The following is a 15,592-nucleotide window of genomic DNA, read 5'->3' as shown; positions in this document are numbered from 1 at the left end:
CACGCCGAATGGGGCGTGTTTTTTTATTCCGCTCAACTTCAGAAATTATTCAGAATTTCCTTCGCTCGTTCCGAAGAAATATTTCTTAGTATTAGGATGCTGGAAATATAGGAGGGAGAGAAATCGAGTGATGATGAAAAATATCCAAGAGAAGATGTTGTTTCTGTATAAATTTTCACGCGCACCGAAACAAATCGGCAGCATTACACCAAGCTCGGTGTTTTTGGCCAAAAAAATGCTCGAACAGGTAGAATGGAATCAGGTTCAGCATATCGCCGAGCTTGGAGCAGGTACGGGTGCCATAACCAGATATATCGATGCCGTAAATCTGCAGCGTGCAAATGTAATGCTTTTCGAAAAAGATGCACTTCTCCGCGGTCAATTAGCAAGACGGTTCCCTGCTTATTCCTGCTACGCCGATGCGTGCAAGCTCCAGGAAGCGCTGCAGGACGAAGGAATCGAGCAACTGGACTGCATTTTGAGCGGACTGCCGTTCTTCAACTTCCCGCAGCAGCTGCGCGATCAACTGATGGAACAAATCACAACCTCGCTGAAGCCGGGCGGTTTGTTGATCGCTTTCCAATACTCACAGCAGATGAAAAAACAGCTCAGCAGTTTGTTCGATATTGAACATGTCTATTACGTTCCACTAAATATACCTCCAGCATTCGTATACGTCTGCTGCAAAAGAGTTTGATGCAGCATGAAAAATAAGCTTATTGCGTATTCCCCGTTAGTATGGCTTCTTGCCATTCCTGTTTTGAATGTATTCTACGGCATTCTCAATCACGGCGGCCCTCACGCTGCTTCATTGATCACCGCATGGGATCATCTTATTCCTTTCGTCCCTGCTTTTATTATTCCATACCTGATCTGGTACCCGTACATCTTCCTTATGTTCGTCGTTTTTTTCCGGAAGGACCGAATGGTTTATTATCGCAGCTTGACGCTGACCTGCATTGGGCTCGTCATATGCTATCTTATTTATTTTGTGTTCCAAACGACGATGCAGCGGCCAGAAATCGGCCACGTGGGTATATTGAACTGGCTTGTCAGCTTCGTTTATTCGACGGATGCGCCTTATAATTGCTTCCCAAGCATCCATGTGCTGACTAGCCATATCGTCCTGAAGGCGGCCTATCAATGCAAGCTGAACAAACGTGCACTAACGGCGGCTTCTGTAACCTCCTGGATGATCATCATATCCACATTGCTTGTCAAACAGCATGTATTGATGGATGTTGCGGGAGGTATTTTGCTATCGGAAATGCTCTACTACTTGATCGGGCGCAACATATTCACGCAGCATGGAAAGGAGTCTGTCGCCCGTGAATTATGATACGCTTTGTAGTGTCCGGGTTATCGCTGGGATTTATGTTGGGCCGTATGTTCGGTACATCGGTGCTTGACCGGCTGCGTCGACGGAAAAAAATGAACAAATATATTGTTTTTTCAGAGACGCTCGTGCATAAATATGGTAGTTTTGCATTATGTATAAGTTATTTCTTCCCGATTATTCGTCACGTCATGCCTTACGAGGTTGGCCTTAACAAAATGACATTCAGACGTTACGCACTGTTCTCCTTCATAACGGGATCGGCAAAAATTGCAAGGGAGAGATAAAGCATGACCCACAAAGTGCTTGTCGTTGATGATGATCCGGAAATTCGCGACGTGGTTCATATTTTTTTACGAAATGAAGGGTATCACGTATTCGAGGCCGAGGACGGCTTGCAGGCCCTAACTATATTGAACCGTGAAGCGGTCGATCTGATCATATTGGATGTGATGATGCCTAATCTCGACGGGATTAAAGCGTGCTTCAAAATCCGTGAAACGTCGAACATCCCGATCATTATGCTTTCTGCAAAGGGCGAGGATATCGATAAAATCACAGGACTTACGACCGGAGCCGACGATTATGTCGCCAAGCCGTTTAATCCGCTGGAGCTAATCGCCCGGGTTAAGGCGCAGCTTCGAAGACAGAAGCTCACTGGAGGAAGCAGCGGCAAATCCGTGCCTGATGGCGCGATCATCGAAATTAACGATTTGATCATCGATAAAAATCGTCATATAGTGACAGTGCGCGACAAAGAAGTATTACTCACTCCGCTCGAATTTTCCATCCTGGTGCTGATGGCGAGCCACCGCGGGCATGTGTTTAATGTGGAAAAAATATACCAAAGCGTGTGGAAAGAGGACAAATTTTTATCCGATAACACCATTATGGTTCATATCCGTAACATTCGCGAAAAAATCGAAGATAACCCGCGGGAGCCTAGGTATCTCAAAACCGTCTGGGGAGTGGGATATAAAGTTGAATAGGAAGCTGAATAGAAAGTTCCTTACCCTACTAATCGGAAAAAAGAATATTCGGATCCGAATGTTCTGGGCAGCTTTGCTAAGTTTTTTCGGTATGATGGCTTCAACATGGCTACTCACTTATTTGTCGCTCGATTCCAGTTTATTTGGGGCGATCGGAGATTTAATTTTCATGATCGTCTCGTTTTTATTCTTCTTTTTCCTAATTACAAGGCCTATCGTACGTTATTTGCGGACGCTTGCTGATGGTCTCCTGACCATCGCAGGCGGAAATTTGGATTATCGTTTGCCGACTTCTAATGAAGACGAGCTGGGGGAAGTTGCTAAAAGCATCAACTTTATGGCCGAGCAGCTGCAGGACAAAATAAACCGGGAACGCCAGATCGAAAATTCGAAAATGGAACTGATTACGAATGTTTCTCATGATCTGCGTACGCCGCTCACCAGTATCATCGGTTATTTGAATTTGCTCAAAAATGACAACTACGAAAATCTCGAAGAACATAAGCGCTATATCAACAACGCCTACAACAAATCGCAGCAGCTGAAAAAGCTGATTGACGACTTGTTTGAATACACGCGCTTAACAAGCGGATCGGCCAATCTTTCTTTTACGAAGATAGACTTGAGCGGTTTACTTACGCAGATCATGAACGAATTCGAACCGATTGCGCAGGAAAATTCGCTTACAATTCGTATTATTCGGGATCAGACGCTGGTTTACAGCTCTATCGATACGGAAAAAATGGTCCGCGCGATCGATAACCTGTTGATGAATGCGCTCAAGTTTTCGATAAAACCTGGTGAAATTACGGTACGGCTGGTCGCAGGAGAGCAGCATATTTATTTTGCAGTCGAAAATGTCGGTAAACCGATATCGGAAGAGCAGGAAAAGCTGCTGTTCGACCGGTTTTATAAGGCCGATCCGTCTCGAAACGACTTTCATGGGTCTCTTGGCGCCGGCATGGGGCTGTCGATTGCCAAAAACATCGTTGAGCTGCACGGAGGACGGATCGGAATGAACCATCAGAACGGGCACTTTACATTTTATATTGAGCTGATCCGTATTCCTGACGGAAGCGACTCCTAATAAACCAAGTCATGGTGTTGAATAGATGGACTTGTTCTAGATTGCTCGTTTTTGCTCGGTTTATGATTTGACGAATTTACTAGGAAGAACGCCGAAATGCTGTTTGAACAGCTTCACAAAATAACTGCGATTGTCATATCCGAGCTGATGGGAAATCGAATCGATCGTTTTTTCGGAAGTATTTAGCAGCTCCTTGGCTCTCTCCATTTTCATTCTTGTGACATATTCAATGAAATTTTCATTGGTTTCTTTCTTGTACAAGCGGCTAAAATAGCTCGGATTTAAGTGTAAATGATTGGCGACCTCATCTAGCGTTATTTTTCGATCTAATTGGAGCAATACATATTTTTGGGCGTTAATAATTTCGATTTTTTTACTTTGTTTCGAAATGTCCTCCATCATACGGACGGCTTCTTTAACGAAGTGAACAAGCCACCTTTGCAGTTCGCCAATATTACTGATTTGAACCAGCTGTTGTTGTATTTTTTCATTGGCATATTGTTGATTGATTTTCAATTTGAGCATGATATCGAGTACCAGCTTGTTCACGAATTGCTTGACTTTATTAGGAGGAAACTTCTGACCGGTAATAAATTGAATAAAGGGATTCAAGGCTTTCTCGACATCGGCATTCCCCTCTAAGATCACGCGGTGCAACTGCTCCGATAATTCATCATAATGATTCAGCAAATCTTCTTTGTGAAAATGGTAACCCGTGAGTTCTGTCATTTTTAAGATTTGAGGTTCTGGATAGTAAAACATTTTATCTGTATCTTGCTGCAGACGATGAAACTGTTGTTTGATCCCTGCATAATCACGCTCTAAATCCCCCACAAGAATCGATACGGGGAGCTTGAGCAGTTTCATTAACTTGTATTGTATTTCTTTGCATAGATTGACAACATATTCACAAGGATTGATTTTTAATGTATTCTCACAATTATATAAAAGAAAGAATTGATTGGATATGTAACTTAAGAACAATAGATCAGGTATGTCCTGCAGCAGCTCTTCCATCGCATTTTCTATAATAAATTTCAAGGTATGCTCATCTTCATATCGATGGAATGCATCACTCGTTCGATGAATGCAAGCAACAGCAGGAATAAAAAACGAGAGACATCGAGATAAGCCGAATTCCGCCAATTGTTCCTTCCATTGATAACCCTTTGAAACGGGCGCTGACAGCACATCATGAATCCATTTTTCTTTGATGAGGGATTTATTTTGATGCACTTGAAAATTCAGCTTCTGAATTTCAGCTTGATGTTGTTGTTCTTGATCCATCTTTTGTTTTAATTTTGAGAGAAGATCTGTAATATCAGGTATATCCAGCGATTCTTTCAGAATATAGTCTTGTACACCGATTTGAACCGCCTGTTTGGCATAGTTAAAGTCGTCATGACAGGATAAAATCACGAACTGAGGTTGGTGCTGACTGATTTTCTTAATGGATTTAATTAGTTCGATCCCGTTCATTCCAGGCATTCCGATGTCGGTCACAATCAGATCAGGCAGCTCCTGCTGACAGTACATCAAAGCCTCTTCTCCATTGGTACTTCGATGTGGCACAGCATAACCAAATGTATGCCAAGGAATCATTATATTTAAAAAATCTAATACGGCTACATCGTCATCCACTAACAATACCTTGTACATCATCCTTCATCCCCTCATACTTTGAAAATGGGAAAGATAAAGCTATTTGTAGTCCCTTATCTTTAGAACTAATCAATTGGATCGTAAATTCATCCCCGTAGATCATGGAAAGACGTTCATTTACATTCTTTAAACCAATGCCATTCATCGAGGATGAAGTGCCCTGATCTCCCCGCATACTTGTTGCAGATAACATGCGAGTAAGCGAAACTAACTTCTCCGGTTCGATGCCTACCCCATCATCTTCTATTGAAATATACAGCAAATGATCTTTTCGCCATGAAGATATCGTTATCGTGCCTTGTTTTTGCTTGAGTCCATGAATAAAAGCATTCTCGATTAAGGGTTGAAGCGTAAGTCTGGGAATGGACGCGAACAGGGTATCTGATGCAAGATTAGTAATTAATTGAACATCCACTACGTGCCTGAATTTCATTAACTTCACATACTGTGTAGCGATATCGATCTCTTCGTGAAGTGTTAAAAATTCGTTATTCCGATTGATTGTCATTCTTAATAAGGTAGATAACGAACCGATGACACCGCCAATTTCGTTATCTCCTCTCATGATGGTCTTTAGCCGAATCGAGTTTAACGTATTAAAGAGAAAATGCGGGTTCACCTGAGCCTGCAGCAATTCCAGCTCTGCTTTTCTTTTACGGGTCTGCTCTATTTGAATTTCATGAATCATTTCATTGATTCGATCTAACATTCGGTCAAAGGATAGCCCTAAATAGCCAATCTCATCATTCCCTGAAACCCCCGAACGGACATCTAAATTTCCAGATTCGACGGATTTAGCTGTTTTTGCTAGTGTAATAATCGGTCTTATGTAGTAACGCAGTAAAAAGTACATGACGACGGAAAACACAATAAAAGAGAGAAACTGAAAGCTAACAATTTGATTAAAAAACTTTCCGTAATTCCCCGTTACGGCTTGATAAGGCGTCAAACTTAGTATGCTTAACCCTGCAAAGCTGAGCGGTGTCGTAACCGAAATATATTCTTTATCATTCCAGACTACCCGGTCCTTATGATCCGACAAGTACGTGAACGGAACGGTAGTACCGATTAAACGTTCATCAGTCTGAGATTGAATCGTTCCTTCACGATCAAGCAGCATCATGGTTTGATCGGATGCGTATTTATCGAAAATTTCATGGAATTCGCTTTCAGGTTTGCTTATCACGATAATCGCGTTTGGTGCATTGGCATAAAGTTTGAACGTATGCGCAATGGTAATCAGATGTGGATACCGATCGGTATCCGCTGGAACATAGTTGTCTAACACCCCAATCCAACTTGTTGTATTGGTCGGTTTCTTTGACATGGTTACGAGCCAAGGTTCTTGATACATATAGGACAAATCGCTCGGATATACGGAATAATTGGAAAAATAAAGCCCACCCGGCAGAAATATGGTTACATAGCATTTGCCGCTGAAATACATTAATTCATTTAACTTTTCGGTAACGACCTTATTAGCAAAAAAATCAGTTTTATGTTCATCATGATTGTATTTATTCCAAGCTAATCGAAGGTTGGATATCATTTCACTATCGTATTGTATCGAGTTAAATGCATGATTCATATTATCGATGATATTAGATACATATAGTTTAGCAACATCCAATGACTGTTCTGACTTCATAGACGCGTTTTTCATTAACATGTTATTTGTATAAACACCGGTTAATCCTAGGCTAATTGCAGAGGGAATCAAGAGACATAACAAAGCGGTAGCGATTAACTTTTTTCTCCAGTTCGTTGATGTTCTATTCATCACATCCTCCTATGTTTACATTCATATGAGATTATGGGAAAAGAGGATGACCTATTGGCATCCTCTTGATAATTACTACTGTGATACGAATTATTGGTTAGCGTCAATGATTTTTTGCAAATTCACTTTAATATTTTTCATCGTTGTATCGATGTCTGTCTCGCCTAGCATATATTTCTCAGCTTCTGCAATATATCCTTTCTCCAAATCAGCGCTATAAGGAACGGCAACTGGGGGAGTTGGAAGCTTCATTACAGAAAGTGTGTTTATGAGAGAATTTTTATCAATCATATCAGGAGACATCGTTGCAGAAATGATCGCGTCCACTTCTTGGTTCAAGTCAGCTTTTTTCCATGCAGAAAGCTGTTTCGTTAATGACATGCCTTCAGTTGATAGGAAACGAATAAATTCATAGGATTCTTGCTTATGTTTTGAATTAGAAGAGATAACAAGTGAATCAGCTCCACCAAATGAATAATTCTCATCAGATGCATTATTTTTAGGCCAAGGAGCAAATGCTGAATGGAATGTCGCTGGGATCTTGTCTGTTCCACCTGCTTCAGAAATCATCCACGGTCCTGTTGGAAGCATACTTGCTTTACCTTGGAAATACGCATCGCGATATGGAATTTTTTGCGATACAACATCTTGATACGGCATTGCAGAATGGTCAACATACTCCATGTTATAGCGCAGTTCTAACGATTCCTTCATTAATGGATTCTCATCATTCAGTTTCTTACCATCATCTGTCATTATACCTTGATTCTCAGGAGAACTATATAGACGAAGCAGGAAGTAGTCTTTCCATGTATGGAAGAATGTACCGTAACTTTTGGTAGCACCTTCACCCTTTGTTAATTGTTTGGAATAATCACGGAACTCATCCCATGTCCAGCTTGTCGGAACACTCAAGCCGGCTTCATCAAGCCGATCTTTATTCATGAGTATGAACCATGGTCCAAATTTACCGGGAAGGGAATACCGCTTGTTGTCTAATTTCATTTGTTCCGCTTTATATTCATCCTCATATTTAATCCCCTCAGCATTTATATAATCATCCAGAGGTTCCAGCATCCCATTCGAAGCTCGTTGACTTAAGTTAGGTAATGAGTTGAGAGAGAAGACGTCAAAATCTTCACCTGAAGCATACATAATATCAATTTTTTTCAGCGTTTCGTTCGAGTCATTTTCTACGAGGGGAATATATTCGACTTTGATGTTCGGATATTTCTTCTCAAATGCATCGATCGCCGGTTGATAAACCGATGGTTTTTCCCAATTGAGAAACTTAATTGTAACAGGCTTGCTCTGATCTGTACTGCCTGTATTCTTGCCAGAAGCTGTACTGCTGTTACTACTACCAGAGCATCCTGCTAGCAGGCTTGCCAGCATAACTACGGTTGTGGTTATGCCTAGAATTTTTTTCTTCATTTGTTTAACCTCCCCTAATTATAAGCGTTTTCATTTCATAATCACAATAACACTCCAGGTTAGAGCAACAAAGTTTCAATTTTTACCGTTTACGATAATATTTTTACCCTTTCACCCCACCCATTGCAATTCCTTCCATTACTTGCTTTTGACCAAGGATAAAAATAAGGAGTAGAGGGATAATGGCTGAAACCGCACCGGCCATGATTAAGGAATAAAAAGCTCCACTCTCGGCAGCAAATTTTTGTATACCGATTTGAATCGTAGAAAGATAATCACTTCTTAAGAAAATGAGCGGATTTTGATAGTCGTTCCATGTCCAGATAAAACGTAAAATGGCATAGGTAGCGATCGCAGGACGAACTAGAGGAAGAGCGACTTTTGTAAATAAAATACGCTGTCCAGCACCGTCCATTCTTGCCGCATCGAGGAATTCATGATGAAGCCCCATAAAAAACTGTCGCAGCATAAAGGTACCTAACGCACTAAACGATCCAACAAGAATAAGTCCAAGATGAGTATCAAATAAATGAAACCACTTAAAAATGAGAAATTGAGGTACGATAATCGAAGAACTAGGGATCATAAAGGTCATCAGCACGAGCACGAACAGTGCGTTCTTGCCTATGAATTCTATTTTAGCAAAAGCATAAGCCGCCATGCTGGATACCGAAACGGAAATGATCGTCGTCAGCACGCTGACCTTAATCGAGTTCCAATAATATGTTGCAAAAGGATATTCACCAAACCAGACCTCTTGATAGTTCTGAGCTCCTTGCCAATGCCTTGGTATCCATTCAATGGGATATTTGAATACATCAATCTCCGGTTTAAAGGAAGTGGATAACATCCATATAAACGGTAGTAGGAAAGCAACTCCAAGAATAAGCAAAAGGATCGTTATGATGGTTTTCCATAACTTATTTGAATTTTCCATACTGTTCCCCTCCCAAATCAATAATTCACCCATTTTTTCTGACCATACAGTTGAAAAACGGTAATGAGGAGGACGCAACCGAACAATGCCCAAGCCATCGATGAAGCGTAACCGGTTTTTAAGTTTTCAAATGCTGTCGTGTACAGATAATAGGTGACAACGGAGGTCGAATAGGATGGACCCCCTTCAGTTAAAACTTTGATGATATCAAAGGATTTAAACGAACTAATGAGACCTGTGACAAGCAAGAAGAACGTCGTTGGCGATACAAGCGGTAGTGTGATTCTTCTAAATCTTGTCCATGGACTAGCACCATCGATATCAGCAGATTCATAGAGATCCTTCGGAATCGATTGTAGCGCAGCCATATAGACGATGAGACAGAAACCGATACCAACCCAAGTCAAAATGATCATGACGGATGGCAATGCATAATGAATATCTGCTAACCATTTCGGTGGATTGTCCATGCCAATGGCTCTTAAAAATTGATTGATCGGTCCATACGAAGGCTGGAACAATAATTGAAATACGATAGAAACCGCAACAATACTGGAGATATAAGGCATAAAGAAAACAACTTTGAAGAAACTTTTGAAATATACACTTTTATTAATGATGACGGCCAAGACCAACGAAATGATCAATTGAATCGGGACAACCAGCAATAGGATAAGGTTATTTTTGAATGAAGTGATAAAGACAGGATCATGCAATAACTGAACATAGTTCTTAAATCCGACAAATTTCATTTTATTGAGTCCTGCGATAAAGCTCCATTCTGTAAAGCTGAATATTAAAGATAGGATGGCAGGAATAACGGTGAGGACGGTCAATCCAATCAGCATCGGACCTACAAATATATATCCCGCGAAATTCTCTCTTTTTTCCTTCAACATAAGACGACGCGTTTTATTCTCTTGGTTTCTTTTGAACAGCATGCTTATCACCTCATCTATCTTGATAGAATTGCTGCATAATATAAAACGCAGGTTTCTTATAAGACTTATCTTCAGACAGAAGACCTTTCGTATTATAGTAATTTTGCGTTACCGGATGAAGTCTGCGAGGACAACGGAAGTCGTATAATATCCATGGGCTTAGTCCTTTGACATATGAGATTTGTCCGAGCACCTGCACTTGCTTTTTGTAAATATGCGCTTGGCAATCTTCTGTTCCTTTATCATCTACACTGCCTCGATGACCTGCTTTGGCATCAGCTCCAAATTCGGTAATGACCACAGGCTTCTTGGGTTTACTATTCTCGAACAGTTTGATGAGATTGTTGAAATCGGTCTGATACCAGCCGTAATATTGATTCGCACCGATGATGTCTAAATGTTCAGCCAATCGGTCTTTGATCAAATGATTCGTGTGATCGAGCAAGCATGCTGCAGAGACAAGTCTTGTCTCGTCTAAAGCCTTGGCCCGTTTGGCAAGCGAACTCATAAATTGCAATCGTTCCTCTGAATCTGCATTTTCGTTGCCCACGGACCATATTATGACGCTCGCACGATTATAGTCTCTGATAATAAGCTCCGACAGTTGATTTGCTGCATCCCGATAGGTTTCGGGGTTATTGAACTCAATCGCCCAATATACCGGAATTTCCTCCCAAAGCATAATCCCCATTTCATCTGCGATCCGTGCAGCTTGTTCTGTATGTGGATAATGAGCAAGACGCATGTAATTGCAGTTCATTTCCTTAGCAAGCTTGAAATTCTCGATAATTTCAGCATCTGTGACTGCTTTTCCGTTGAGGACGCTTTCTTCATGAGCGGCGATCCCCTTTAAATAGATGGGCTGGCCGTTAAGGATAATGTCATGACCTTGGACACTGATTTCCCGGAAGCCTATTCGTTCACGAACGGTATCTTCCATATACGTGATGATCACGTCATAGAGCTTGGGATTCTCTGGAGACCATAGCTCCGGCTTCGCCCCAATCGTACATTGACCTTTGCCTTGACGGATTTGGATGGTTTCATGAATGTTTAGCTCGGGAATGTCGATGTTAGCCTGACCGTCAAGAACTGCTCCATCGATTTCCACGGAGACTTGAATATTGGAGAATGTTCCATCGGGCTTGAGCGATACAGCGTATTGTTTAATAAAGGTTCCAGGCAAGCGAATGATTTCTACATTACGATAGATGCCCCCGTAGTTAAACCAATCTGTATTTTTGCAAGGGACGTTGCTGGCTTTACGCATATTGTTCGCAACGACCATAATACGGTTGTTAGCTTTCAATTCTTGTGTTACTTCGATATAAAATGGGGTTGATCCGCCTTTATGGCACCCAAGAAATTGCTTGTTAAGAAAAACTTTAGCATCGTAATTGACAGCACCAAATTTGAGGAAAACGCGTTCCTCTCCGTGCTTCTCATAGTAGAAAGTTCTTGTAAACACCATGCTTCCTTCATAATAAAAATATTTCTCTCGCTGCACATTCCAACATGAAGGGATCGGCATTCGTTCCCATTCATCGAAGCTAAAGTCCATTGGGTTGCGCAAACCATCGTTATCCACGTAATTTTCCTCGTACCATTTGGCACGAAGGCAAGTATCGTACTGATCGACGCCAAAATTCCAAAAACCGTTAAGCGATTCTTTATTGCGACCATAATCCGTAATCATCGATTCATATGTAACACACTTGGCTAAAAAGAGATCTTCGTATGCCTCGTTATGTAATTGATCAACATAATTTTTTGCTTGATCCATTTCCATCCCTCTTCTTTCTCTCATGCATTTCATTCATTGTTCTTCTATTTAACCGTGTTCTGCGCATCTTAAATAGGCACATATTTTACTTATCTTGCAAAAAAATTGACCATCTCAAAATCGCAAGATAACCGGACTCATTCATTTCATCGCGAGTATCGATCTTCCCTATCTGCCTTGCGAATCCGGGTTGTTGCAGCTCGTACAGTGCCGCCAACTGTTCTATGAATACCTGCTTAGTCTCTATTCCACTCTCCCCTGCCTGCCTTTCGAGCCCCTCTTTTGCTGCTCCTGTCTATTTTATTAAAAATAGTTTATACGACTAAGGCATTAAATTTCGCCGGACATACACTGAACATTGATATGGAATAGCAAAGGAGGTATCTCATGAAGACGGTTCGGAAAGCGGTAATCCCTGCTGCCGGCCTAGGGACACGCTTTTTGCCTATCACAAAGGCAGTTCCCAAAGAACTTCTGCCGATTATTAATAAACCTGCAATTCATTACATCGTCGAAGAAGCTGTTGCATCCGGCATTGAAGATGTCATCATCATAACTGGTCGAGATAAACGTGCCATTGAAGACTATTTTGACCATCAGCCCCAGATCGAGCAAGTGTTGAAGAAAAAAGGTGACATTCGGGTACTCCAATGGATGGACGAAATCTCGAATATGGCAAATTTTCAATACATCAGACAAAACAAACCACTTGGACTCGGCCATGCCGTTTGGACTGCCCGCAAAGCTGTAGGCCAAGAGACCTTCGCTGTTATGCTCGGAGACATGATATTTCACAGTCAAAAGCCTTGTCTGCAGCAATTGATAGAGAGTTACCATCAGCAGCCTGCGACTGTCATCGGCGTTCAACCGGTAGCTCCCCCTGATATTGAAAAGTACGGAATTCTAGATGGAGAGAAAGTGAACGACAGGCTGTACCGGATTAAGTCACTCGTAGAAAAGCCCAAGGGCAATCCGCCTTCCAATCTGGCGATTATGGGCAGATATATCCTTGAGCCACAAATTATGGATGAGCTGGCGATTCTTCCTCCACCGAAGCTTGGGGAAGAAATACAGCTTACGGATGCTTTGCGGAACTTATCTGAGAAGACCACATGCTATGCCTTGGAATGTGAAGGCATCTCCTACGACATAGGCAATCTAATGGGGCTGATTAAGGCTAATGTGGAGTACGCTCAGCGACATGAACTCCTAAAAAAAGAAATGCATGGATACTTGCAAGGTATCCTTAAACCAGAGAAAGAAGGTGAAGAAGCGTGAAAACCATCCTTATAACTGGGGCAGCGGGATTTCTGGGTAGTCATCTAACGAAAGATCTGATCTCGGAAGGACATCGTGTTATTGGTGTAGATAATTTATCCACAGGCAAAATGTCCAACATCGAGGGCCTGTTGAAGAATGATAACTTTGTTTTTATCCAGGAGAATGCTTCCTCAGAAGAATGGTTGCTTCTAAATTCTCTATCCGATGTGAGGGAGATTTATCATTTGGCGTCGCCTGCTTCACCTAAATATTATCAATCCGCTCCTCTCGAAACTATAGCCATCAACACCATAGGCACCATGCATATGCTTGAATTGGCAAGACGGACAGGGGCCAAAATGCTCTTTACAAGCACAAGTGAAGCATACGGAGATCCCGACGTACATCCCCAACCGGAGCATTATAGAGGGAATGTTAACACCTGGGGGCCACGTGCCTGCTATGATGAGGCCAAACGGCTCGGTGAAGTGTTCTGCTACGAGTATTTCCATAAGTTCCAAGTGGATGTAAGAGTAGCCCGTATCTTCAACACCTATTCAGCAGGTCTGAGAAGCGACGATGGCAGGGTCATCTCCAACTTTGTTGAACAGGCACTTACAGGGAAGGATCTAACTGTATATGGGAATGGCATGCAAACCCGTTCTTTTTGTTATGCAGACGATACAATTCGGGGCCTGAAATTAATGATGGAGAAAGAGTCGGCTAGCGGTGAGATTATTAATATAGGCAATCCTACCGAATACACTATTTTGGAATTAGCCGAGCGTGTCAATCAAATTACAGGAGGGAACTGCCGGATTACGTTCCACCCCTTGCCGGTTGATGATCCCAAGCAGCGCCGTCCAATCATTGACAAAGCCAAAAACCTTCTTGGCTGGGAACCGGTTATTAATTTAGATGAAGGTCTGCGACGAATGATCCAGGTCTATCGGTCAGCGAACAGAGAGGAGGATCGATGATGAAGGTTGTTTGCGTAGGATCTGGGTACGTGGGATCTGTTACGGCAGCCGCCTTTGCATTTTTGGGCCATGATACGACAGTAATTGATATCGATCCGAATAAAATCAAACTGATTCAGTCAGGGAAGAGTCCCATTTATGAGCCGGAATTGGATCAGCTTATTTCTATGACGATTGGAAAAACGCTTCACGCGGAGACCAAATATGACAGCGTGAACCATGCAGATATCATTTTTATCTGTGTGGGCACACCTTCCAAAGCTGATGGAACGGTGGATATGACTTATGTGACTCAGGTTGCTGAGCAAATTGCTTCCCGCCTGAATCCGGAATCGTTTACCGTCATTGTTAACAAATCGACAGTACCTGTAGGGACAGCCGACAGAGTTACAGGCAGAGTAAGGCAGAAATCAGGACTGCAGGCAGGAGTACACTTCTCCGTTGTCAGCAATCCCGAATTTTTGAGAGAAGGATGCGCCTTGGAAGATGTGTTCTTTCCAGACCGTATCGTCATCGGCTCGGAGAGCGATACAGCAAAAACCAAGATGCGGGAACTGTATGGCCGTCTTCTGGAACGTCACAAATATAAACAGTGGAGTGAGACTTTTTCATTCCTTAACCAACTAGACAAACCGCCGGCTATATATTTTGAGACAGATTCGAAGAGCGCTGAGATGATCAAGTATGCCTCGAATGCCTTTTTATCCGTAAAAATCAGTTATATCAATGAAATTGCTCGGCTGTGCGATGCCTTAGGAGCTCAGGTGCAACAAGTTGCAAAAGGCATGGGACTTGATGGTCGGATCGGCAGCAAATTTCTTCAGGTTTCCAGCGGTTGGGGGGGCAGCTGCTTTCCCAAGGACACCATTGAACTGCTATCAACAAGCCAAAAATACGGCAGAGAGCTCACGGTCGTCAAAGCAGCGATCGATTCGAATCTCGCTATGCACAAATATTGCGTAGATAAAATCAGAGATCGACTCAAGTCCCTGAACGGCAAAACTGTAGGGATTCTGGGGCTTACGTTTAAGCCAAACACGGATGATGCTAGAAAAAGCCAGGCTCAGGTCATTATCGCGAGGCTCCTCGAGCTGGGGGCTAATGTAAAGGTCCATGATCCAAAAGGGATGGAAATGTTCCAGGCAATAAATTCAGAGTTGCAGATTACGTATTGCGAGAATCCGGAAGAGACGGCTCAATATGCCGACGCAATTGTACTCTTGACTCACTGGGATCAGTATCTCCAGTTGGACTGGAAAGAAATGTACAAACGAATGAGCAATCCATATATATTGGATACCAGAAATGTACTTCCTCGCCCTGAATTAATCCATATCGGATTTCAAGTAGAGGGCCTTGGCACCTCCTGAACTGTAAAAGATCCCCTCATGGTCGACAACGAG

General features: G+C 42.3%; 13 protein-coding genes and 1 pseudogene. 8 read left to right on the top strand and 6 right to left on the bottom strand.

Annotated features, from left to right (window positions below; translation table 11 throughout):
- Positions 1–133: 133 nt before the first annotated feature.
- From MUG84_RS04335 to MUG84_RS04315, 5 genes and pseudogenes are all read left to right on the top strand, one after another.
- On the top strand, positions 134–697 hold the full coding sequence (locus tag MUG84_RS04335; protein ID WP_425313148.1) for a class I SAM-dependent methyltransferase: 564 nt from the start codon (positions 134–136) through the stop codon (positions 695–697).
- 6 nt (positions 698–703) lie between these two features.
- On the top strand, positions 704–1,339 hold the full coding sequence (locus tag MUG84_RS04330; RefSeq protein WP_244720676.1) for a phosphatase PAP2 family protein: 636 nt from the start codon (positions 704–706) through the stop codon (positions 1,337–1,339).
- 8 nt (positions 1,340–1,347) lie between these two features.
- Positions 1,348–1,596 (top strand): annotated as a pseudogene (locus tag MUG84_RS04325) (DedA family protein); the annotation flags it as partial.
- A 30-nt stretch (positions 1,597–1,626) separates the two neighbouring features.
- Positions 1,627–2,325, top strand: a complete 699-nt coding sequence (locus tag MUG84_RS04320) for a response regulator transcription factor (protein WP_244720673.1) — start codon at positions 1,627–1,629, stop codon at positions 2,323–2,325.
- A gap of 169 nt (positions 2,326–2,494) precedes the next feature.
- A complete protein-coding gene (locus MUG84_RS04315) occupies positions 2,495–3,412 on the top strand; it encodes a HAMP domain-containing sensor histidine kinase (protein ID WP_244720670.1) in 918 nt (305 codons plus the stop codon).
- Positions 3,413–3,472: 60 nt separating this feature from the next.
- On the opposite strand, the gene MUG84_RS04310 is transcribed toward MUG84_RS04315, so the two are convergent.
- From MUG84_RS04310 to MUG84_RS04285, 6 genes are all read right to left on the bottom strand, one after another.
- Complete coding sequence (locus tag MUG84_RS04310) at positions 3,473–5,053, bottom strand: response regulator transcription factor (RefSeq protein ID WP_244720667.1); 1,581 nt, start codon at positions 5,051–5,053, stop codon at positions 3,473–3,475.
- Positions 5,046–6,854: a sensor histidine kinase gene (locus tag MUG84_RS04305; RefSeq protein WP_244720663.1), complete on the bottom strand. Its 1,809-nt coding sequence runs from the start codon at positions 6,852–6,854 to the stop codon at positions 5,046–5,048. Before MUG84_RS04305 ends, MUG84_RS04310 begins: the two co-directional genes overlap by 8 nt.
- 90 nt (positions 6,855–6,944) lie before the next feature.
- A complete protein-coding gene (locus MUG84_RS04300; protein ID WP_244720660.1) occupies positions 6,945–8,288 on the bottom strand; it encodes an ABC transporter substrate-binding protein in 1,344 nt (447 codons plus the stop codon).
- 103 nt (positions 8,289–8,391) lie between these two features.
- Positions 8,392–9,225: a carbohydrate ABC transporter permease gene (locus MUG84_RS04295; RefSeq protein ID WP_244720657.1), complete on the bottom strand. Its 834-nt coding sequence runs from the start codon at positions 9,223–9,225 to the stop codon at positions 8,392–8,394.
- Positions 9,226–9,242: 17 nt separating this feature from the next.
- Complete coding sequence (locus tag MUG84_RS04290; RefSeq protein WP_244720653.1) at positions 9,243–10,166, bottom strand: carbohydrate ABC transporter permease; 924 nt, start codon at positions 10,164–10,166, stop codon at positions 9,243–9,245.
- 10 nt (positions 10,167–10,176) lie between these two features.
- A complete protein-coding gene (locus MUG84_RS04285) occupies positions 10,177–11,949 on the bottom strand; it encodes a glycoside hydrolase family 2 protein (RefSeq protein ID WP_244720640.1) in 1,773 nt (590 codons plus the stop codon).
- A 387-nt stretch (positions 11,950–12,336) separates the two neighbouring features.
- Between MUG84_RS04285 and galU the strand changes: the two genes are divergently transcribed.
- From galU to MUG84_RS04270, 3 genes are read left to right on the top strand one after another with little or no spacing between them, the layout of a single operon-like run.
- Positions 12,337–13,227, top strand: coding sequence for a UTP--glucose-1-phosphate uridylyltransferase GalU (gene galU / locus MUG84_RS04280; RefSeq protein ID WP_244720638.1), 891 nt, complete (start codon positions 12,337–12,339; stop codon positions 13,225–13,227).
- Positions 13,224–14,189 carry a GDP-mannose 4,6-dehydratase gene (locus MUG84_RS04275; protein WP_244720636.1) on the top strand — a complete coding sequence of 322 codons (966 nt, stop codon included), beginning with the start codon at positions 13,224–13,226 and terminating at the stop codon, positions 14,187–14,189. The genes galU and MUG84_RS04275 overlap by 4 nt, the downstream gene beginning before the upstream one ends.
- On the top strand, positions 14,186–15,559 hold the full coding sequence (locus tag MUG84_RS04270; protein WP_244720634.1) for a UDP-glucose dehydrogenase family protein: 1,374 nt from the start codon (positions 14,186–14,188) through the stop codon (positions 15,557–15,559). The genes MUG84_RS04275 and MUG84_RS04270 overlap by 4 nt, the downstream gene beginning before the upstream one ends.
- Positions 15,560–15,592: the final 33 nt, after the last annotated feature.

The organism is Paenibacillus mangrovi (genome assembly GCF_022898935.1).
GTDB lineage: Bacteria > Bacillota > Bacilli > Paenibacillales > Paenibacillaceae > Paenibacillus_AQ > Paenibacillus_AQ mangrovi.
The sequence above is the reverse complement of the archived record's forward strand: the minus strand, read 5'-3'. Positions and strand labels throughout refer to the sequence as shown.

Coding starts and splice junctions, on each gene's coding strand:
- MUG84_RS04335 (WP_425313148.1), top strand. CDS start 134: ATGAAAAATATCCAAGAGAAGATGTTGTTTCTGTATAAATTTTCACGC.
- MUG84_RS04330 (WP_244720676.1), top strand. CDS start 704: ATGAAAAATAAGCTTATTGCGTATTCCCCGTTAGTATGGCTTCTTGCC.
- MUG84_RS04320 (WP_244720673.1), top strand. CDS start 1,627: ATGACCCACAAAGTGCTTGTCGTTGATGATGATCCGGAAATTCGCGAC.
- MUG84_RS04315 (WP_244720670.1), top strand. CDS start 2,495: ATGATCGTCTCGTTTTTATTCTTCTTTTTCCTAATTACAAGGCCTATC.
- MUG84_RS04305 (WP_244720663.1), bottom strand. CDS start 6,854: ATGAATAGAACATCAACGAACTGGAGAAAAAAGTTAATCGCTACCGCT.
- MUG84_RS04300 (WP_244720660.1), bottom strand. CDS start 8,288: ATGAAGAAAAAAATTCTAGGCATAACCACAACCGTAGTTATGCTGGCA.
- MUG84_RS04295 (WP_244720657.1), bottom strand. CDS start 9,225: ATGGAAAATTCAAATAAGTTATGGAAAACCATCATAACGATCCTTTTG.
- MUG84_RS04290 (WP_244720653.1), bottom strand. CDS start 10,166: ATGCTGTTCAAAAGAAACCAAGAGAATAAAACGCGTCGTCTTATGTTG.
- MUG84_RS04285 (WP_244720640.1), bottom strand. CDS start 11,949: ATGGATCAAGCAAAAAATTATGTTGATCAATTACATAACGAGGCATAC.
- galU (WP_244720638.1), top strand. CDS start 12,337: ATGAAGACGGTTCGGAAAGCGGTAATCCCTGCTGCCGGCCTAGGGACA.
- MUG84_RS04270 (WP_244720634.1), top strand. CDS start 14,186: ATGATGAAGGTTGTTTGCGTAGGATCTGGGTACGTGGGATCTGTTACG.